The organism is Enterococcus thailandicus (assembly GCF_001886265.1).
GTDB classification, from domain to species: Bacteria; Bacillota; Bacilli; order Lactobacillales; family Enterococcaceae; genus Enterococcus_B; species Enterococcus_B thailandicus.
This window is the reverse complement of record NZ_JXLE01000002.1, coordinates 25,028-46,187: the sequence shown is the minus strand read 5'-3', so window position 1 is coordinate 46,187 and position 21,160 is coordinate 25,028. Positions and strand designations below refer to the sequence as shown.

At 36.4% G+C, this 21,160-nt stretch carries 18 protein-coding genes, 1 CRISPR repeat array and 1 riboswitch; of the genes, 5 read left to right on the top strand and 13 right to left on the bottom strand.

Annotated elements, in window-relative coordinates; all coding sequences use genetic code 11:
* Window positions 1-15: 15 nt before the first annotated feature.
* A complete protein-coding gene (locus RV17_RS01750) occupies window positions 16-870 on the bottom strand; it encodes an aldo/keto reductase (RefSeq protein WP_071868335.1) in 855 nt (284 codons plus the stop codon).
* A 539-nt stretch (window positions 871-1,409) separates the two neighbouring features.
* Window positions 1,410-2,045: a nitroreductase family protein gene (locus RV17_RS01745; RefSeq protein ID WP_071868334.1), complete on the bottom strand. Its 636-nt coding sequence runs from the start codon at window positions 2,043-2,045 to the stop codon at window positions 1,410-1,412.
* Between the two features lie 105 nt (window positions 2,046-2,150).
* On the opposite strand from RV17_RS01745, the gene RV17_RS01740 reads away from it, so the two are divergent.
* Complete coding sequence (locus RV17_RS01740) at window positions 2,151-2,510, top strand: MerR family transcriptional regulator (protein ID WP_071868333.1); 360 nt, start codon at window positions 2,151-2,153, stop codon at window positions 2,508-2,510.
* A gap of 80 nt (window positions 2,511-2,590) precedes the next feature.
* Here RV17_RS01740 and RV17_RS01735 read toward each other — a convergent pair whose 3' ends face one another.
* Window positions 2,591-4,729, bottom strand: a complete 2,139-nt coding sequence (locus tag RV17_RS01735; protein WP_071868332.1) for a HelD family protein — start codon at window positions 4,727-4,729, stop codon at window positions 2,591-2,593.
* A 496-nt stretch (window positions 4,730-5,225) separates the two neighbouring features.
* Between RV17_RS01735 and RV17_RS01730 the strand changes: the two genes are divergently transcribed.
* Together RV17_RS01730 and RV17_RS01725 are read left to right on the top strand one after the other, a co-directional pair.
* Window positions 5,226-6,053, top strand: coding sequence for a restriction endonuclease (locus RV17_RS01730; protein ID WP_071868331.1), 828 nt, complete (start codon window positions 5,226-5,228; stop codon window positions 6,051-6,053).
* A gap of 292 nt (window positions 6,054-6,345) precedes the next feature.
* On the top strand, window positions 6,346-6,735 hold the full coding sequence (locus RV17_RS01725) for a YxeA family protein (protein WP_067481912.1): 390 nt from the start codon (window positions 6,346-6,348) through the stop codon (window positions 6,733-6,735).
* Between the two features lie 75 nt (window positions 6,736-6,810).
* Here the strand turns inward: RV17_RS01725 and RV17_RS01720 are convergent, their stop codons facing one another.
* From RV17_RS01720 to RV17_RS01705, 4 genes are all read right to left on the bottom strand, one after another.
* Window positions 6,811-7,527 (bottom strand): transaldolase, encoded by a 717-nt coding sequence (locus tag RV17_RS01720; protein ID WP_067481910.1) that lies wholly within the window; start codon window positions 7,525-7,527, stop codon window positions 6,811-6,813.
* A 1-nt stretch (window position 7,528) separates the two neighbouring features.
* Window positions 7,529-8,899 carry a PTS ascorbate transporter subunit IIC gene (gene ulaA / locus RV17_RS01715; RefSeq protein WP_067481908.1) on the bottom strand — a complete coding sequence of 457 codons (1,371 nt, stop codon included), beginning with the start codon at window positions 8,897-8,899 and terminating at the stop codon, window positions 7,529-7,531.
* 63 nt (window positions 8,900-8,962) lie between these two features.
* On the bottom strand, window positions 8,963-9,244 hold the full coding sequence (locus tag RV17_RS01710) for a PTS sugar transporter subunit IIB (protein ID WP_067481906.1): 282 nt from the start codon (window positions 9,242-9,244) through the stop codon (window positions 8,963-8,965).
* Window positions 9,244-9,711, bottom strand: a complete 468-nt coding sequence (locus RV17_RS01705; protein ID WP_083571953.1) for a PTS sugar transporter subunit IIA — start codon at window positions 9,709-9,711, stop codon at window positions 9,244-9,246. Before RV17_RS01705 ends, RV17_RS01710 begins: the two co-directional genes overlap by 1 nt.
* Before the next feature lie 263 nt (window positions 9,712-9,974).
* Between RV17_RS01705 and RV17_RS01700 the strand changes: the two genes are divergently transcribed.
* Complete coding sequence (locus RV17_RS01700) at window positions 9,975-11,882, top strand: BglG family transcription antiterminator (protein WP_071868330.1); 1,908 nt, start codon at window positions 9,975-9,977, stop codon at window positions 11,880-11,882.
* A gap of 173 nt (window positions 11,883-12,055) precedes the next feature.
* Window positions 12,056-12,949: a CRISPR direct-repeat array (repeat unit 36 nt; unit sequence GTTTTGGAAGCATTCAAAACAGCATAGCTCTAAAAC).
* A gap of 266 nt (window positions 12,950-13,215) precedes the next feature.
* On the opposite strand, the gene RV17_RS01695 is transcribed toward RV17_RS01700, so the two are convergent.
* The 6 genes from RV17_RS01695 to RV17_RS01670 form a co-directional block, all read right to left on the bottom strand.
* Window positions 13,216-14,595, bottom strand: a complete 1,380-nt coding sequence (locus tag RV17_RS01695) for an FAD-dependent oxidoreductase (protein ID WP_067481903.1) — start codon at window positions 14,593-14,595, stop codon at window positions 13,216-13,218.
* Window positions 14,596-14,891: 296 nt separating this feature from the next.
* Complete coding sequence (locus RV17_RS01690; protein ID WP_067481901.1) at window positions 14,892-15,761, bottom strand: histidine phosphatase family protein; 870 nt, start codon at window positions 15,759-15,761, stop codon at window positions 14,892-14,894.
* Window positions 15,762-16,258: 497 nt separating this feature from the next.
* The gene (gene eno / locus RV17_RS01685) at window positions 16,259-17,533 is read right to left on the bottom strand and encodes a phosphopyruvate hydratase (protein ID WP_067481899.1); all 1,275 of its coding nucleotides are present in this window, start codon (window positions 17,531-17,533) and stop codon (window positions 16,259-16,261) included.
* A gap of 106 nt (window positions 17,534-17,639) precedes the next feature.
* Window positions 17,640-17,705, bottom strand: a riboswitch (Fluoride riboswitch).
* Window positions 17,706-17,748: 43 nt separating this feature from the next.
* Window positions 17,749-18,051: a hypothetical protein gene (locus tag RV17_RS01680; RefSeq protein WP_067481896.1), complete on the bottom strand. Its 303-nt coding sequence runs from the start codon at window positions 18,049-18,051 to the stop codon at window positions 17,749-17,751.
* 72 nt (window positions 18,052-18,123) lie between these two features.
* Window positions 18,124-18,486, bottom strand: a complete 363-nt coding sequence (locus RV17_RS01675) for a hypothetical protein (protein WP_067481894.1) — start codon at window positions 18,484-18,486, stop codon at window positions 18,124-18,126.
* 100 nt (window positions 18,487-18,586) lie between these two features.
* Window positions 18,587-19,360 (bottom strand): MerR family transcriptional regulator, encoded by a 774-nt coding sequence (locus RV17_RS01670; protein WP_071868329.1) that lies wholly within the window; start codon window positions 19,358-19,360, stop codon window positions 18,587-18,589.
* A 79-nt stretch (window positions 19,361-19,439) separates the two neighbouring features.
* On the opposite strand from RV17_RS01670, the gene RV17_RS01665 reads away from it, so the two are divergent.
* Window positions 19,440-21,158, top strand: coding sequence for an ABC transporter ATP-binding protein (locus RV17_RS01665; protein WP_071868328.1), 1,719 nt, complete (start codon window positions 19,440-19,442; stop codon window positions 21,156-21,158).
* Window positions 21,159-21,160: the final 2 nt, after the last annotated feature.

The following is a 21,160-nucleotide window of genomic DNA, read 5'->3' as shown; positions in this document are numbered from 1 at the left end:
TACATTGATTAAAAATCAAAGTCTTTCCATAAACCATTTTACTCTTTCTGGATCATGATGGTCAAAAAATGCTGATTCTTTTTGATCTAATTGAGCAATCAACGCAAAATCCTCCGCTGATAATTCAAAATCAAAAATAGCAAAATTTTCTGCCATTCGTTCGGGATTCACAGATTTTGCCAAGGCGATGATTCCTCGCTGCATCAACCAGCGCAAAACAACCTGCCCAACTGTTTTGTTATACTTTCGACCAATTCCGGCTAACGTTTCATTAGTAAACAGCTCATGCCGTCCTTCCGCAAAAGGTGCCCATGCTTCCATTTGAACATCACACATTTTATGATAACTGACAGCTTCTTGTTGTTGGTTCCAAGGATTAACCTCAATTTGGTTGACTTGTGGTTGGGCTACTTCATTCATTTTGACAAATTCAATTAGCTTTGCCGAATCAAAGTTGGAGAGTCCAATTGATTTAACCAAACCTTTTTCTTGTGCAGTTGCCAAGGCACGCCATGCACCATAAATGTCGCCATAAGGTTGATGAATCAAGTACAAATCCAGATAGTCCAGATTCATATTGATGAGTGATTGTTGGATAGCTTGGGTTGCCTTTTCTTCTCCCATTTGTTGAATAAAAAGTTTTGTTGTGATAAAGAGTTCTTCTCGTTGAACAAGCCCTTCAGCAATTGCACGTTGGATTCCTTGACCAGTTTGAACCTCATTTCCATATGAAATAGCTGTATCGATTAAACGATACCCGATTTTGATTGCTTGATAGACCGCTTCAGCAGTGTCTGCTAGTGGGATTTGATAGACACCAAAACCTAATTGTGGCATTTTTTTTCCGTTGTTTAATAGTTTGCTATTCACTATTCTTCACTCCTTTTTTAAGATAATCCCATTCAATCATCTGGAGTGCACTCTAAGTCAAGAAAACATTTTGCTATTTCTTTATTATTAACCACAACATGTTCATCTACTTCGATTAATAAGTAAGTCATCAACTTCTTACTGATTAATGAAATTTATAAACACGAGACGAGTACTCTTTAACTCTAAAGTAAAAGGAGATGTGAGAATACTTGTCTTGCATCCCTTTTTCCAGATAAATGGGTTCAAGAGGTAACTTCTTCAAAATAAAAATAAATTTCACAAAAATTTGAGAAGCAGCTTCTGGAAATTTATTCTTATTTATTGGAGCTAGACACTTCTTTCACAGCCTTATTCACGGTGTTCCCAAAGCAATTTCTTCGACAATGACATTAAGTGGAAATCTCACAAAATTTGAAAAGCAATTTACAAAAATTTCTATTTACTAAAGCTAATAACCTCTGTCACAAGGATTTTTTAAGCAAAAAACTCCCACCCGATAAAATTTGGGTGGGAGTTTTACTTTGTAGTAGATGTTGTTATTTCCAACTGCTGAATTCATCAACAGTTAATCGAATTGAACGATAACCTTCCTCGACTGCCTTACCAATGGAAAGGATCATGACTGGAACATATCTTTCAGGATCTAATGAAAAAGTTTCAGCAAGCTGATCTTGGTAGAAACCGGTCATCGGATTTGTGTCATAACCATACGAACGAGCGATTAACATCAACTGCATAGCGAATAAGCTTGCATCTGTTTTGACCACTTCTCTAAGCACTTCTGTTGGTAATGAAGAGTAGCCTGCGCGAATAGTACTCACTTGTTGTTCACGTACTTCTAAAGGCATCATTTGTTTCTCAACAGCCTCATCATAAATTCGCTCTACATTTTCATAAGCTAATAAATCGCCAAAAATCAATAGCATCGCTGATGAAGTTTCATTTTGCAATTTATTTCCCATCAATACGGGTTCAAGTGTGGCTTTTGCTTCATCCGACTCAACGACCACCACTCGCCATGGTTGAATATTGGCAGCTGACGGTGCGGTGCTAGCTAATTTTAGCATCTCTGTCATTTCAACCTTCGAGATTTTAACTTCAGGATCATATTTTCGGATTGATTTTCGTTCAGCGATAATTTTGTTAAAGTCATTTAAATGTTCTAATTTCATCTGATTTCTCTCCTTTTTTCTTGACATCCTATTGTTCAATCAATAAGATGTGTTTATCTTAAACTATGAACCTTTGTTTATAGCAAGCATAAAGGAGAAATTTTTTTGAAAACAAAAACTGTTTCAGAGCTGACAAAGATTCCTATTTCTACACTCCGTTTTTATGAACGACAACAGTTGATTCCCAAAAGATATATTTCACGAGATAATAATAATTACCGTGTATATGCGGAGGAGGTCGTTCCCTATTTAAAAAGATTAAGCATGCTAGCTTCTACTGGATTTACTATTTCTGATTTGCAAAACTTGACCAGTGACGCACAAAATTTGACAAAGGAAGAACGAATTACTTTTACAGAAGAAAAGATTCAGGAAATAACTGCCATGCAAAATGACTTAGAAAGTGCGAAGGAACTCTTGTCTAAAATGGTTGCAGAAAGTAAACAAAATGATTGCGTCCTCTAATTTTTTTTAAGAAGCGCGAGACAAAACACAAGAATGACTCGTGTTTTGCCCCGCGCTTCAATTTTTAATCCTCAATCAATTCAATTTTTCTTCAACTGCTCCGTTAAAAATCTTGTCAATTCTCCCTCATACGTAATCCACACCGCTTGCGTTCCACGAGAAATCGCTGTATAAAGCAATCGTTGATCTTGCTCTGTCTGATAATTTTTGTCGGAAACATCAAACAAGATGACATGGTCAAACTCTAATCCTTTTGCTAATTCAATTGGTAGAATCCGTACTTTTTTTGTCACATGATCAGAAAGTTCTGCCCGCAAACCATCTGCTTCTGCTAATGTTTTTGTCAGGATTGTATAAATTTTCTCAGAATCCAGTTGTTCAATCAGATGGATAAACACTGACAGTCGGTCATAAGGGAGCCACTGAATTGCTTCTCCGTCTGGACGAATAGGTGTAATTTGCATTTCTTCGGGATTTTCCAATAATGATGCAAATAGTTTCGTGATTGCGCCACTTGAACGATAACTTGTCGTTAATTGATAATAAACAACGGAGTCTCCTATCAGCTCACTGATTTCAGCAAAAGAAATCTGACTGTTAAAAATCCCTTGATTTTCGTCTCCCACCATTGTCAAATCAGCATGTGGCCAAAAATGACGTATCAATTGAAGCTGCGCAGGTGTATAATCTTGAATTTCATCAATCAAGATAACTTTGTAATCCAAAAGGTCAAGCTTTTCAACTAATGTATGCTGAATGAACAATTGGATTATTGCTTCATCGAGGGTCAAAATTTCTTGTAACAGATATTCTTCCCCTGTAAATGCTTGATACAATTGAACAATCAAGTTGGTACTATCCAACCAATCTAGCTCATTGATTTGCTCTGTTACTCTCCGATATTTTTTCCTCAATAAGATTTCGGCGTATTTTGCTAACGCTGTTTCTGATTGTTCCGTTAATAATTTACCAAAATATTCTCGTTGCTGTTTTTCCGTCAGTTCTAATAACTGATTTCTCAACTTTGCACTTTGGCTTTGTTGCAACAAGTGATGTTCCCACTGCTGAAGCATTTTTTCTTTAGTGCCTGCAATTCGTTCACGTAAGTCATAGTCTGTTGGTGTAGAGTTAAACAACTCAGCAATTTGTTCAGGCGTAAAGAAGACTTGTTTCTTCTGATTCACCTCGTTAAAGGTGACCTGTAGTGAACGAGTATTCTCTAAAATAAATGTGATAAATGCTTGACTTCGTAAGACGCGTTCTTGTCTGGTTGCCTCTTGTCGACTGATACGTTGAAAATAAGTTGTTTCATCTTCCACTTCAGCTTCTGAAAAGTCTCTTGCCAATTGTAAAATAGTTAAGGTCGGTGGATTTTCTTCTCCTAAACTAGGCAAGACATCTGCAATATAATGACCAAATGCTTGGTTAGGTGAAAAAATCAAGATATCTTTTGCAGAATACGTTTGTTGATTTTGATAAAGGAGATACGCAATCCGTTGCATGATTGTTGAAGTTTTACCACTGCCGGCTACCCCATTGACCAGTACATTTTTTGCTTCTTGATCACGAATAATTCGATTTTGCTCTTGTTGGATTGTCGCCGTAATATCTCGCATCGTGCTCGAAGTATTTTGCGCTAATACGTCAAGCAATACATCATCTTGAATGGTTGTCTTAGTATCGAAGTAATTGATTAGTTGGTCTGCTTTAGTAATTAACTGTCGGCGATTTTCAATTGCTACTTCAATTTCTCGGTTGTTCACTTGATAATGAGACTTCCCAAGCTCATTATTATAAAATAGTTCAGCAATCGGTGAACGCCAGTCGTAGATTAAATCCGATCCTTTTTCAGTGGTAAAACCATTGATTCCAATATAAAAATCTTCATCTGGTTCTTCCTCCAAAAAATCCACGGAAATTTTACCAAAATACGGCGAAGCTAGTAATCGCTCAACCTTTTCTAAATTCTTTCTAGCGGAATCCAGTTGAATATTGTACTGGTCAATTTGCCGATTCAAGGCTTCAATATTGGCAAAGGTGTCTAAATTATCAGTGATATTATCCATGTTTAAACGAATATCACCAGTCATTTCTTCAATGTGTTGTCGCCCATGCTGATCTTTTTGTTGAATCAACTGCAGCAATCGTTTTTTTTCTGCTTTCAACTCTTGATAAACTGACGTTAAATGCTGTTGTTCTTTTTTCTCTACATTCTTCAAGAAAACACGCCCTTTGCCTATTTATTAAATTACTAAAAAATGATCCGTAAATGTTTTATCTACGGAATAGCAGTTTACAGCCACATCCAATCAAAAACAAGGCTACAATTACAATTTTTTTTGCGGTATAATAAAGATATAAGAGAAGAACGTTTTTAGGACTTTAAGTGTGGACTACTTGTTGGTCTGCTTTTTTTGTAAGCTGTTATATTTTGAATTTTAATCGCTACATAAATCTTTATTTTATTAAAACACAAAATTTTTTAGTGTATAATTAAAAAAAGAAATAACAAGAACGATGCTTTTTGATAACTAAATATTCTAGTCCATTTTTTAGGAAAGAAAACGAATTATTCACTTTATTTAGCCCCCCTTTCTTCTCCTTTATGAGAAAATAAGAATCTTAGGAATACAAATAATTCTTAATGCCTATTTAAAAGATTAGATAGTTATGTTCTTACTATGAAAAAGAAAATAAACACTGGAGGCATATTAAATGAAAACTTTTAGAATTATTATGGCAGCACTTTTTGGTATTTCGGGGTTTGCTCTTTTATTTGATGCAAGTAGTCCATTAAGTGAACGTCTTGGTGGTTTTGGGATTAGCCTTGTATTTGCTTACTTTATTCTGCCAAAATTTCTTCGATTAATGCTATTAGAGAAAGTAGGATTTGATCATTCAAGATTGAATCACCTAAATAAAATCAATCAAGAAATTGAGAACTCAACTGCTGAAAAAAAACATATAAAAAATGAACTTCAAGACTTAAACAAACAAAAAAAGAAAATAGTCCATGAGATGGATCGTGTACAGCGTAAGAGTTTTGAATATGAACTACAACAAATCGATCAACTAACTCAAGTTGAATTTGGTCGATATTGTGAGAAACTCTTAGAAAAAATCGGCTACAGTGACATTAATAATACTGTTAATTCAGATAATCAAGGACTGGATTTGCTTGCCACAATGGGAACAACATCCTATGGTTTTCAATGCAGAAAACACTCTAGTGTACTTGGAAACAGCGTGGTTCAACAAGCACTGGCGGGCAAAACATTTTACAAGCTTGATAAAGTTAGTGTAATTTCAAACAACTATTTTTCTGCAAGTGCAAAACAGCTTGCATTAGAGGGAAATGTTGAATTGTGGGATCGAGATACTTTAAAAGAGTATTTAAGAGATAAATATTCTGCTGAACGCAATTCTAAAAATGAAGCTGAAAACTTAGAAAGTCTCTCTCCTTCTACTGGGTTAGAAACAGCTTCTTCAGAGCCACTACCAAACGCGGTAGAAAATGATGAGTCTGATTGGTCTGACTTTTAATAGATTAAAAAATTAGCTTTAAAACTAAATTTGTTTGTAAAAAAAATCACTGTTTTTTCTCAGTGATTTTTTTTATATCTCATATACACCCTCTATCCACTTCAACCTTCATTTTTACTTTTAAACCGAAGGCAAAAATAAGGAAAACGATATAAACACTTCTTCGCAAATTTAGTTGATCTAGTTTATTTTTGCATTTGCTTATCTTGCAAAACTGTTAGCACCCTGTTAGCCCTATCTTGGATCACCCTTGGTATACTAGAACATATTTCTAGGAGAAAAAGGTGATAAGATGAAAAAAGTGATTGGCGTAATATTTTTAGCATTATTGGCATTCGGTGGATTTAAAGGGTATCAATATTATCAAGATACTTATGTTGGTGAAGTTGCCTATGCCCATGTGCCAAACGAAGTCCCGGCTAAAGTAAAACATAAAAGTGAAAGTGCTATTGGTGACAATAGTCCTTGGTTTTCTTACGACTACGACCTTACTTTTGTTAAAGAAGACGGCTCAACTGAAAAACGAGAGATTCAGATCTCTAATGACAATGCGGAACCATTGATTCCAAATTCATATGTCAAAGTAAAAATGAGTAAAAAGCGGATTATCGAAGGTCCCAATACAATTGATCAAAAAGACTTACCCGAGAAAGTAAATAATAAACTAGTTACTACTAACTAGTCCAATAAATCTTATAAAAAGAGAAGCTTGGAACAATCAGTCGATTGCTTCAAGCTTCTCTTTTTATTGCTTAAGTTATTCTTCATCCAAAATAGTAAATCCTAGAGTTTGGATATCTCGATTGAACATTTTGACGGTTTCCAACGAAAGTTCATTCAAGTCCATGTGATACATTGACAATTTAGAAAGGATTGCAGGCGTCACAGTAATAATATCAACACCTAACTGTTCTGCTTGCACGATGTTGTAAACTTCTCTTGAACTTGCCCAAAGTAATTTAGTTCCTTCTTTACGGCCACAAATTTTCAAAGATTTTTCCATCAATGGTAAGGGATCGATTCCTGTGTCAGCAACACGTCCAGCAAATACAGAAACGATGTTTTCAGTGCCATTCGCTAATGCACCAACTGTGGCTTCTACTTGTTCTAAAGTCATGATAGCTGTGATGTTAAGTTTCAATCCTTTTTCTGATAATCGCTGGATTAATTCAGTTGATGACTCACCTTTCGTATTCATGATTGGAATTTTGACGTAAACATTGTCGCCCAATGCAGCGAGTTTCAAAGCTTCTTTTTCCATCGTTGCAAAATCATCGGCAAAAACTTCAAAACTGATAGGTAATCCTTCGACTTTTTCCAATACTTCTTTTGCAAAAGCAACATAATTCGTAATTCCCGCCTGTTTCATCAAACTAGGGTTAGTTGTAAATCCCGAAACGATTCCAGCAGCTTTCATCTTCAACATCTCTTCAATCACTGCACCATCTGAATAAATATCAAGGTTAAAATTCATGTTAATCAAGCTCCATTTCTTCATTATTAATTGCTGTTTTAGATGGTCGAATAATACTTGGAGCAATCAAAGCGACTAGAACTGCCACAATGATGACGTAGATTCCCGTTTGTCCAAATTGACCACCAACTTTTCCTAATAAAATACCAATCCATCCAAAGTCAAAATCACCAAAGGTTGCATTTGAAAATCCTAGCTGGCCTAAAACTGGTAATAAAAGTGCTGGTAAAAAGGCTAAGAATAAGCCATTGACGAATGAGCCAACCACTGCACCACGTCGTCCCCCAGTTGCATTACCGTAAACACCGGCAGTTGCACCACAGAAAAAGTGCGGAACCAATCCAGGGATAATCAATACACCACCAAAAGCGCCAAGGATAAACATACCAATCAAGCCACCAACGAAACTTGAAATAAACCCAATGATAACTGCTGTTTGTGCATATGGGAAAAATACCGCACAGTCAACAGCTGGCACAGCATTTGGAATGACTTTATCAGCAATTCCCTGAAACGCAGGTAATAAATCAGCAAGAATCATACGGACACCAGAATAAACAATTGTAACGCCTACTGCGAATTTCAATCCACAAAGAATCGCGAATAAATAGGGTGATTTTCCGTCTGATAAAGTCGAAACAAATTCAGGTCCTGCCGCAATAGCGGAAATCAAGTAAAAAATCACCATCGTTAATGCAGTAGAAATTGTCGTATTTCGTAAGAACCCAAATTTTTCTGGCACTTGAATATCTTCTGTCGACTTTGAACCTTTTCCAACGATGCTCCCAATAAAAGCGGATAAGTAATAACCAATCGAGCCAAAGTGTCCCATAGCTATTTCATCACCATCAGTGACACGAAGCGTATATTTTTGACCAATTGCTGGAGAAATTGCGCTCCATGCACCTAAGAAAAACCCGCCGACTAAAATCAAAGAGGTTCCAGAAAAGCCAACTGCACCTAATACTGCCGATAATAAACACGCCATAAAGAATGAATGATGACCAGTTAAAAAGACATATTTATAACGGGTAAAGCGTGCGACTAACAAATTGACAATCAGTCCAACGATTAAGATCGACATTGTTTCAACACCAAGAATTTTTTGTGCGACAGAAGTTACAGCTTCATTATTTGGCACTACTCCTGTAATGTGAAATCCTTTTTCAATCATCTGAGAAAGTGGATCAAGGTTTCCACTAATAACGTCTGCACCTGCGGCTAACATCAAGTAACCAAGAATTGGTCCCAATGTTCCGGTTAAGATTTTGTGTCCAGGTGCTTTCATTGCAACCAAGCCAACCAGAGCAACTAACCCCATCAAAATTGCTGGTTCACTAAACATATCCTTGAGAAATTCCAAAAATTCCATTATGAATCCTCCTGTTTTATTGAATCTATTTAATCCTCTCATATGGCCATATAAGATAAATGATTACCCTTTACTTAATTCTTCCAATACTGGTAAAATGTCTTCCGAAATTTTTTTCTTGTCTGCGTAGCTTCTAACGACAGCGACTTTTTTGTTTGCAGGAAACTGTTTGGCAAATTCATCGACTGTTACAAACAGATCGGGTTCTTCTCCCAACGCTGCATTAAAATCACTGGATTTCGCATCAACTTCAAACCCATTCTTTTTCGCAATCTGATTGATTTTCATTGCCAATAAATTACTACTACCAATTCCATTCCCACACACTGTAATAATTTTGATCATTATAATTCCTCCTCTTCTTTGATAAACTTTTCTGCTAGTTTAATAAATGCTGTTTTTGTCGATGTTTCTAATAATGCATCGATTTTTTCCTCTTCATCAATTAGTGCGGAAATTTTTTGAAGCATTGCCAGATGAGCCTCATTATTATCCGTTGCTAGACAAATAATTAAGTACACATTTTTTACATCACCAAAAGAAATCGGCTCAACTAATTTCAAAATACTAAATCCTGTTCCTAATGCGCCCGCTTCTGGTCGGGCGTGAGGCATTGCAACTCGTGGTACTAATACCATGTACGTACCCATTTCTCGAACGTTTTTGATCATTGCCTGAATATACTTTTCTTCAATGATTCGTTCTCGTAGTAAAGGTTCTGCGGCTAACTTCACTGCCTCTTCCCAGTTAGCAACCTTTGATTTGAATGCTAGATGATTTTCACATAAATAGTGCTGTTCGATTTCTTTCACTCGATTACCTCCTCGCTATCCATACTATAAATGAAATCGCATACATTCGATACCACTTCTCTTTCCTTTTCAAAGTGGAAAGAGCTGAATTTTTTAGTTCAATGACTTCCGTTATTAAATGGAAATCATTTGACCACCTTCAAACGAATCCATCGTGCCTTGGAACTGTAAGCCTTTTCTTTCTTTTGGATTTCTTATTAAAATCTGCCAATTGTAATTCAGCTCATTCCTATATATGATAACAATTAAGGGGGGAGCTAATTATGTTTGCGTATAAAAGATTAAACCAGCTGTTTCAACGTCTCTATACCGAAAAAAATTGTTCCAGTGAGCAGCTGGCTTCGGACTTTTCAGTTTCTAAACGAACAATCAGAAATGATTTGAAGGAGTTAAATGATTTTCTAGCGAAATACGATGCCACAGTCGTGCTCAAAAGAGGTATTGGATACGAAATGTTACACAAAGAAAATGTTCAAGAACTATTTACCGAGCTGCATTCACAATCAACCACCCCATCCCATCAACTAGAAACTTCTGAAGATCGAATCAAGCAATTATTACTTCTGTTCTTATTTTCAGAGAAAGAAATATCACTAGATGAACTGTGCAATCAATTATATGTCGGGCGAACGACAATCTTAGGTTATATTCGCCAGCTTCGCTTATTACTTGCTTCTTATGAGATCAAAATCACTTCAAAAGTAAACATTGGGTATAAAATCGTTGGGGAAGAATCAGCTATCCGGCAGGTAATCTCAGATCAATTAATTGAAAAAAATTTTGAGAGCTATATCTCGCAGTTTTCTCGTAATGAGTATGAACTGTTTCACGAAATCAACTTAGTCGAACTATCACAGTTAGTAACAGATTACTTTCCACCTAATCTGTATAAAATTTCTGACTATCATCGAAAAAATTTTGTTATTCACCTAGCCATTGCTATCCTTAGAGTGAAAAATCAGCATCATCTTGAATCTGTTTCGAGTTTTTTTATTATTGATGAAAAGATTCAGTCTTCAATCAGAGAACTTTTGACAGCTATCGAAAAAAAGAATCAAATCAGCTTTGACCTTCAAGACGAAATATGGTTACAGAACCATCTCTTTTTAGATTTACAACAGCCGCAACATTCCAGTAGCCAAACAACTAAGATCTACCAAATCATTGATCAGATGTTGATGGAACTTAATGAAATGATTGGTGAAGACCTGCAACAAGATGAGATTTTACGAAAAGATCTCTTTATCCATTTTTCTAGTTACCTGACATTAAAGGAAATTATGAAAAATAAAAAAAACCCCCTATTATCGGAGATCAAAAAGAATTTTTCGTATGCCTTTGAATTAGCTGTTTTGGCAACAAACAATAGTAAGTGGCTAAGCACCTTTGAGTTCACCGAAGATGACATTGGTTACCTAGCTTTACACATTGCGGCAGCGATTGAGCGAAAAAAAGCACACACAGCAGATAAAAAACGAATTTTGGTTGTCTGTGGTCAAGGCGTTTCGACAAGTCGGTTGATTGAAGCGATGCTCAAGAAGCGTTTTTCTGATCAATTAGAAATCATCGATACTATTTCCTATGCAACTTATCAAACAAAAAAGTTAACAAACGTTGATTTTCTTATCTCAACAGTTCCTCTCGAAGATAAACAGATTCCTGTTATCCAAATCGACTTTTTAGATATTAAACAAGGGATGGGCAAAATTGAAAAACTTTTAGCTGCTGAAGAAGAAAAACGTCATTTTTTGAGCTTGTTTGATCCAGCCTTATTCGTTGTCAACAATCAGCAACTCACACGGGACGAATTAATCCAGTCAATCGGAACTATTTTACAAGAACAAGACATTGTCGCTGAAGATTTTATTGAAAAAGTGATTGATCGAGAAGAAATTGCACCAACAAATATCACTGAGTTGATCGCAATCCCTCATGCTATTGATGCCTCCATCCAGAAAACAAAAATTTTTGTTTACATCTCAAAAGAACCGATTTTTTGGCGTCCGAATGCAACCGTAAAAATCATCTTTTTACTTGCCGTTGCTGAAGATGACAAAGACAAACTCCAAGCTTTTTTTGAGTATTTATCTGATCTTGTAGAAGACCGAAAACTACAACAAAAAATAGCTGATACGCAAAATTTTGAAATGTTTCTAGGTACTATTCGTTAATTAAATTAGGTATCAAAAAAACGCAGTTTCATGAATAGCTCCCTACTTTTAAGGAACTACATGAAACTGCGTTCTTTTTTACTGCAAATTATCATCAGTTATTCTTGAGTCAATATCACGTATTCTTTCTGCTACTTTTTATAAACACATACTAAAACAATGACAGTTTCAGTCAAAAGTAAGCATTCAAAACAGCATAGCTCTAAAACCAATATTGAGGGGCAGTACATATTAGTTCAGTTTTGGAAGCATTCAAAACAGCATAGCTCTAAAACAATTTGTATGCCTTCATTCGTGCAGATTGCGTTTTGGAAGCATTCAAAACAGCATAGCTCTAAAACACCTGCGATACGTAATTGTCCTTTTGGCTGGTTTTGGAAGCATTCAAAACAGCATAGCTCTAAAACGCGCGAGTTTGGATGATTGTTTTGAATATAGTTTTGGAAGCATTCAAAACAGCATAGCTCTAAAACATAGGTATCTTTTTCAAAGCGAACATCTCAGTTTTGGAAGCATTCAAAACAGCATAGCTCTAAAACAATTTGTATGCCTTCATTCGTGCAGATTGCGTTTTGGAAGCATTCAAAACAGCATAGCTCTAAAACACCTGCGATACGTAATTGTCCTTTTGGCTGGTTTTGGAAGCATTCAAAACAGCATAGCTCTAAAACGCGCGAGTTTGGATGATTGTTTTGAATATAGTTTTGGAAGCATTCAAAACAGCATAGCTCTAAAACATAGGTATCTTTTTCAAAGCGAACATCATAGTTTTGGAAGCATTCAAAACAGCATAGCTCTAAAACTGTCTTCCCAATCGTGCGTATCGCCTTTTGGTTTTGGAAGCATTCAAAACAGCATAGCTCTAAAACGTAGTTAAATAAGACTCTTCTAATTTATATGTTTTGGAAGCATTCAAAACAGCATAGCTCTAAAACAATAAAGTCATTCAGATATTGTTAGCTTCAGTTTTGGAAGCATTCAAAACAGCATAGCTCTAAAACTTGGTTTGATGTGGGAGGGTATCAAAATCAGTTTTGGAAGCATTCAAAACAGCATAGCTCTAAAACCTCGGTTCAAATTTTTGAGGTTCCGTAATCGCACTATTCGCCCATAGCAAGACTCCAGTTTGAATGCTTCTTCGTTAACGTCATTGGTTATTCTTATTTCAAGGAACACTTTTCTTTAGTATAGCATGAAACCTTGTTTGCAACGAAAATAGTTGGAAAACAATAAGCTTTTCACTATACTGGCTATCATTTGATTGTAAATGAAAAAATCAACCTCCAAAAGCCTGTCCATTTGACTACTTTTGGAGGTTGATTCAATTTTCGCTTTATTCAATAAATTCTTTTTCAGCTAAAGCATGTTGTGCTGCTAGGTTCAACAGACTCCATTGACGGTCAAATCCTGGTTGGAAGAAAAAGTCTGCCTCAGCTAAATCTTCTAGTGTTAATTTTTGTTGGATTGCTAAAGCTAACACATTTCCTTGAGCAGTAATATCATAAGTTGATAACACAGCTCCACCCAAAATTTGATGGGTCGTTGGATCGAAAAATAGTTGAACAGAAACTCTCGTATTTCCAAATTTTTCTGGTACATATTTTGGTCGTAAAGTATCTTCAAAGTAAGCAGAGGCAATTGTTACTCCTGCTTTACCCGCTGTAAAACTATTCAAACCACTTGCAGCAAAATGATAGTCAAATACACTCAATGCGGATGAACCAACTACTCCGCCAAAAGGTTGGCTTGGAATGCTTTCAAATAAATGTTGCACAACATAACGTGCTTCTCTTCTGGCAACTGTCGCCAAAGCAATTGGCATTTTGGCACGTGCCGGAATCGAATAAGCAAGTGTTGCATCACCAATGGCATACACATCTGGAAGATTGGTTTGAAGGTATTCATTCGTTACAATCCAACCACGTTGATCTAAGTCAACGGTTCCTTCTAACCATTCAGTATTGGCTTTTACTCCTGCTGCTTGAATGATCAAATCAGTTGGGATTTCTTCACCGTTTACTTGAATAGCGGAAACATTTCCTTCGCCTAAAAATGCTTCAATTTTTGCGCCGGTCATGACTTGGATTCCTTTTTCTGTTAAATGCTCTGCTAAAATATCTGTCATTTCTTGGTCCAGATAAGTGCCTAATGGACGGTCTATCATATCTAAAAGAATTACTTCTTTCCCAGCTTTACAAAAAGCTTCGGCTGCTTCAATACCAATATATCCAGCACCAATAACTGCTACATGTTTAACATCAGAATCATTGAGCTTTTCTTTGATTTTCGTTGCCCAGTTATACCCACGCATCAAATAAACATTTTCTAAATCGGTACCTGGAACTGGAAGCGAATTTGGTGTGACACCAGAGCTTAGAATCAATTTATCATATGCATAATCAGTAGTCTGATCTTCCAGTGTATTGGTGACAGTCACTGTCTTTTGATCTGCATTGATTGCTTTTACTAAATGATTATTCAAAATGTGTACATTTTCTTCTGGAAAGTTTTCTGGTCGAAAGTTTCTGACATCATTTACATCCGTTACTTGGTCCTCTAAATAAAGTTCCATTCCACACGACATAAACGAAATATAATCTCCAGCCTCAAATAACGTAATCTCCACATTTTCACCATATCTAGATAATAATTCTAAAATAGATTGATGTCCGCCATGTGATGCACCTACGATGATAACTTTTCTTTTACTCACGATAAATCTCCTTCCTTGTATAAAAAATAAACTTCCCCCCACAGTTCCAGAATAGTACGAACGAATTTATCTGTCATACCATTTGCTTGTGAAAAATCAAAAGTTATTTTTTAGTTTTCCGGAGCTGACCGCTTGGAGCCACAACCTCATCCACGGTGTTCCCCAAGCAACTTCTCGAAATAATTCATAACTGTCCAAAAATATGGAAAGCTATTTCTGTCAGTTGTTCATTATTTTTTCGAAGCAGAACGCTTGGAGCCACAACTTTTTTGAGCAAGTTACTTTTCATCTGCAGACTATTTATCTTTTGCACCTTTTTCTAAGTAAGATAAATCATTAACTGATTCCACTGTATACTTACCATCTTGATAAATAATTTTACAAACGCTGGCATTTTTTAAGCCAGTTGGCGGAACTTCTGCCGATTCATCAATTGATGCGACAAATGAAGCAATTGTCATACCGTGTGAAGTGATTAAGATTTTATCTTGCCCTTTTTCCTCAGCTGTTTTAACAATGTCAGCTACTGCACTCGAAACACGGTCAATAACTGTTTGATAATCCTCTGCTCGCCAACTCACTTCATCAGCAGCGACATCATGCTCTTTTCCTAATTCTTCAAGTTTCTTTTCATCTAATTCATGTAAAGTGTCTGCAAAACCTTGGATTGTTTTGACGAATCCTTCTTCACCCATTTCATTTTGCCACTCTTCTAACGTTTTTCCTTGTTCTTTGGCAATTTCGCTCCACATTTCAGGATTGGGAATTCCTTCATAGGTACCAAAGTTGAATTCACGTAATCGTTTGTCAGTGTGTAATGTATCTAAAAGCTTTTCTTGTCCATTATTTTTCAATACTAAGGTTGCTGTTTCGACTGCTCGTCCGCTATCACTAGAATAAACTGCATCAAAATCTACATCTGCTAATCCCCTCCCCAAGTCCTCTGCAACAGCGATGCCTGCCGGTGTTAACGGTGCATCGATCCAGCCTTGCGAGCGATCCGTTGTGTTCAGCATAGTTTTGCCATGTCTTGCTAAATAAATTTCTACTTGATCTGGCGCTTTATTTGCCTCTTTTTCAGTACTTGTTGCGGAGTTTGTTTCTTGACAAGCTGATAAAGAAAACATCAATCCAATCATTCCTACTACTTTCAACCACTTTTTCATTTCTATCCCCTTCCATTTTTAAGCACATGTCAAAAAATTCCAACGAACGTTTTAACAATGTACTTCTTGATACATTCTTTTTTAGTGATAGCGAGTTGCTATAATCAAAATGCTCCTTTCTTTAAGCTACTAGTTACTAAAATTTCGTTTTAGCAACTAGTAATTCTATTACCAACTATCCTCAGATAGAATTACACAAAAAAAGACCTAACCAGTCGAAACTGGTCAGGTCTTGCTTAACTTAATAATAACAATCCTATTATTCTTTGCTTATTCAATTTACTATACAAATAAATTACCATTTAGAGAAAGCGCTGTCAATACGATTTGTTCTTTCTTTTTCTATCTCAGACTTTCTTTTGCTTTTAGTTAGCATTTTCAACGAATCAAGCGTGTTTGCTGCTCACATAATAGCTGAAAAAAGAAAAAAGGGGTTCAAGTGAACTTTCTCTCGCTTGAACCCCTTTTTTAATTAAATTTAGCTAATTCTTTGTTTTTTATTGGACTTTAGGAAACTGTGCAAGTGCGCCGTAGCCTTCTAGCTCTTCTTCGATACGTAAAAATTGATTGTATTTTTCAACACGTTCACTGCGTGCCATCGAACCAGTTTTAATTTGACCAGCATTCATCGCAACTGCAAAATCGGCAATAAATGTGTCTCCTGTTTCACCAGAACGATGAGAAATCATCGTTGTGTAGCCATTTTTTCGTGCCATTTTGATGGCTTCAATGGACTCTGACACTGTTCCAATTTGATTTAGTTTAATTAAAATCGAGTTGGCAACACCTTTGGCAATTCCTTCAGCAAAAATCGTTGGATTAGTTACAAAGATATCATCACCAATTAGTTGAATGGTTTGACCCATTTCATCCGTCATTTTTTTGAATCCGTCCCAATCATGCTCTGAAAATCCGTCTTCAATAGAAATGATTGCTGGATATTTTTTAACTAAATTTTGGTAATAAGCAAGCATTTCATCAGAACTTAATTCTTTTCCTTCAAAATGATATTTTTTTGTTTCATCTTCATAGAATTCACTGGAAGCTGGATCAAGTGCGATACCAATTTCCGTTTTTGGTTCGTAACCTGCTTCTTCAATTGCACGATAAAGCATTTCAATCGCAGCTTCTGTACTTCCTAGTTTTGGTGCGAAGCCACCTTCATCTCCGACAGCTGTTTCGTAGCCGTCTTTTGCTAAAATATTTTTTAATGTATGGTAAATGTTAGCAATTTTTTCTACGCCATCACGGAAAGTGGTTCGTTGAATGGGCGTAATCAAAAATTCTTGCACATCAATACCAGAATCTGCATGAACACCTCCGTTGATTACATTGAAAAATGGTTGAGGGAGCTCTAAATCAACGCCACCAAGATAACGATACAATGGAACTTTTTTACTTTGTGCCGCTGCGCGAGCAACCGCCATTGAAACACCAAGAATCGCGTTTGCTCCAAGTCGTCCTTTGTTTGATGTTCCGTCTAAATCAATCATCATTTTATCAATTTTTGCTTGGTCAAAAGGTGAAGTTCCCTTCAATGCATCATTGATTTCTCCATTGACATTAGCAACAGCTTTACTAACTCCTTTTCCTAATAAACGAGTACCGCCATCACGTAATTCCACGGCTTCACGATCACCAGTAGAGGCGCCGCTTGGCACTTCGGCTCTGCCTAATGTTCCATCAGATAAAATCACATCGACTTCCACCGTTGGATTTCCGCGTGAATCAAAAATTTCTCTTGCTTTTACTTGTTCAATTACTACTGTCATCTTTTTTTCCTCCTAGTTTTTACAAAAATGCAATAAAAAAACGCCTATTGTAAAGCAATTACTTAAAAACAGAGTACAACAAATACACTCTTGGATAAGTAATTAGTTTACAATAGGCGCCATCAGCTGATTTACTCAGCGTTTAGGAGGGAGCACCATCCCTCACACATAACGTTAGCACGTTTAGATAATTGTTTCAACTAGAAACACTTCTATCATTCATCTTCCAGCTTAAAATAGTAATCGATGATTGCTTTTATTCCTTGATAATCTTTGATTACAAAGAGATTTGATGGCACTTCAATAATTGGTAGCTTTTTTTCATTGATGAATGGTGCTAACTGTCTCGGTACAATCAGATAGTCTACCTGCTCTTTATCTCGAAGGTAATTCAGCGAAACATCATAGTCTTTAGAAAAGAACTCTTTTAAATGTTGCTGATTTCTTAAGCCTATAGGGAGTGCGGAATAAGACAATCCACCGTCTACCGCTAAGACAAAACAAATCTTCTTTTTCATTACAAACACGCTCCTCACTTATAAAAACAGTAACAATTTCTTATCAGTCCAATTCTCATAGTAACAGTCACACTAATTGATGAATCTCGGATCAACGGTTGAATTAGAAACAAAGAAATCTGTCTTGATTTGAATATCAAATGTTTCTGTAACTAATTTTTCAATTGTTGCGAAAGAATTAGTCGTGCTGATTCGATAGATTTTTGTGCCGTAGTTGATCCATTCAGCTGCTTGCAACAATTCTCGGTAGCCACGTACATCCGGTTTTCTATCAGTAAATACGACAAAGTAATCATGGATTAATTCGCCATTACTTGAACGATTCATACTTGTTGTTGCCCTTTTGATAGGGGTTCCAATTTTTTCGTACAGTTGTAAAGGGCTTCGTCCCCAGATATCAACAGGTTCCTCAGCTTCTTGCTTGTGTTTAACCATCTTATCCCTTCTTCATCATAACTCATTTGTTTCTTTTATCCTACAACGAATAAGGCGAATTTACGAATCTTACTTTTAGACAGACTTATCGAACTGTCTATTATTTGTTTTGTTTCCCTTTGTTCTTGATTTCAATCCAAGATAAATAATACTCCTTATCAGAAGTGTGCTCATATTGTTTTCTTACGAGAAACTCGCCAATAACTTGCTGAATATCATAACCCTTAGCTGTTAACGTACGAACGACCTCTTGAAGATTATTTCGGTCGCTATCTGCAGGATCTACTTCAATGATTACTGGTTGATAATCAAACGCTGGGTTGTATTCCCAAAGGATTTCTTCTTCAATTTCGTCTTCAAAAGATGTGCCGATACAAAAAACATATTCTAGCGATTGACCTTTTTGTTGCCAAATAATCCCTGAGTTACAATTTTTTTCTAAATATTTTCGTGCAGTAAAGTTTTCATCTAAATCAGCACGAACCATTTTCGTAAAGTCGATTTTCAAATCATGTGTTCCAGTCAAATCAAACCCAGTGGATGAAAGATGTCGTTTTCGTTGCTCGATTTGTGCCATTTCGCCTTTTAATCTTTCAATTTCTTCTGCCAAACGTTTTTCTGTCTGCTCCAGAACTTCATAAACTTCTTTTTCTGATTTTCGATAAATGCCTTGAACATCTTTGATTGATAAACCCAAACTTCGAATGAATTTGACATCATACAATGCAAATAAATCATCATAGGTAAATGTCCGATAATCATTGGCTTCATTTCGGGAGTTCGTTAGCAAACCAATTGAATCCCAATAACGAATCGTAGATGTTGGCAAGTTCAAAAATTTCGCAGCTTCACCAATAGAAAATGTTTTATTCATTTTTTTTAAAACCTCCTTGACCTTAAAGCTACTTTAACCTGTATACTCCATTATTGTCAAAACTAAGGAGGCACGACTTATGAAAGTACTAAAAAATTTCTTGTTGCAAAATAAGGGCATTGTTGCTCTGACTAGCAGTTTTATTGTTTTACAAATCATCGGAATCTTAGGCGTGCCTATGCTAGTAGCACGGCTAATCAATCTTGGCATTTTAAAAAATGATCTTGACGCAATCAAGCTTATTGCCATTCAAATGATTATCGTTACGGTTTTAGGTACGATTGCCGCCGTGATTGGTAGCTACCTGTCAGGAATTCTTGGCGGACGTTTCGGTCGCCAAATCAGAAAATCGTTTTTCCAAAAATTTCAGGAACTAAGCATTTCTGATATTGATAAAATTGGTTCTAGCACTCTGCTCACTCGTATGACGAACGATGTGGACAATGTGCAACAAATGATTGTGATGTTTTGCCAATTGATCCTACCTGCTCCAATCATTGCTGTTTTTGCTTTGACCATGACTTATCTCAATGCGCCAAACTTGTTGTGGATTCCACTGGTAGCTATCCTCTTTTATTTGGTCGTATTATTGTTTTTACTGAAAAAAGGAACACCCATTGCATTAAGTATTCAACCAAAAATGGATCGAATCACTACTAAACTAAGAGAGTTTTTTACTGGAATCAACATGATTCGTGCATTCAACAATCAGGACCATGAAGAAATGAAAACGAATGAATCATTTACCAACTACGCGAATCAAATGATTCAAGTGAATAAAATTTTTGCTTTTATCACTCCTACCGCTTTTCTGATTATGGGTGTTGTCTATGCATCCATTCTTTGGGTCGGTGGTTACCTCGTGGGCAATCAGACCATCCAAATTGGAAACATCGCAGCAATTACGGAATATGCGCTTTTGGCACTCTCATACCTTATGCTTGCAGCAATGGTTTTTGTGGTCATCCCTCGTTCCGTTGCTTCATTGAAACGACTGGAAGAAGTGATGGATTTTGAACCGTCAATCAGTGACCCTGAGCCGTTTTCTTTTCAAATCAGAGATGCTAGTGCTGCAAGCTATCAAAACGTTTCTTTTGCGTACGGAAAAGAAAGCAATCCAGTGATTGAAAAAATTTCATTTACAATCCCAGCTGGAAAAACAACCGCTATCGTTGGCGCAACTGGTTCTGGAAAAAGCACGTTAATGAAGCTTCTTTTACGAATCAATGACCCTACAAGTGGTGAAATCAAATTGAATGATGTCCCAACGACTGCTTTGACACAAAGCAGTATTCGTAAACAGGTTGCTTATGTTCCACAAAAAGCATTTTTATTCAAAGGAACAATTAAATCAAATCTTTTAATGGGAAAAGCAGATGCCACACCAGCTGAAATTGACCAAGCAGCAAAAATTTCTCAGTTAAAATCATTTGTAGATACTTTACCCGATAAATATGAGTCATTCACTGCACAGGGAGGCAGCAACTACTCTGGTGGACAAAAACAACGAATTTGTATTGCGCGAGCGTTAATCAAGCCCGCTTCAATGTATGTTTTCGATGACAGTTTTTCTGCTTTAGATTATCAAACAGATGCCGCTTTGCGAGAAGCTCTCACAAAAGAACTGTCGAACAAAACATTAGTAATCATTGCCCAACGCTTGAGTACAATCGCCCATGCCGATCACATCATCCTCATGGAAAATGGCAAGATTGCTGGTGAAGGCACACATCAAGAATTGTTATGTACCAACAAAATTTATCAAGAAATTGCAGCTTCGCAAGGAATGAAGGAGTGATA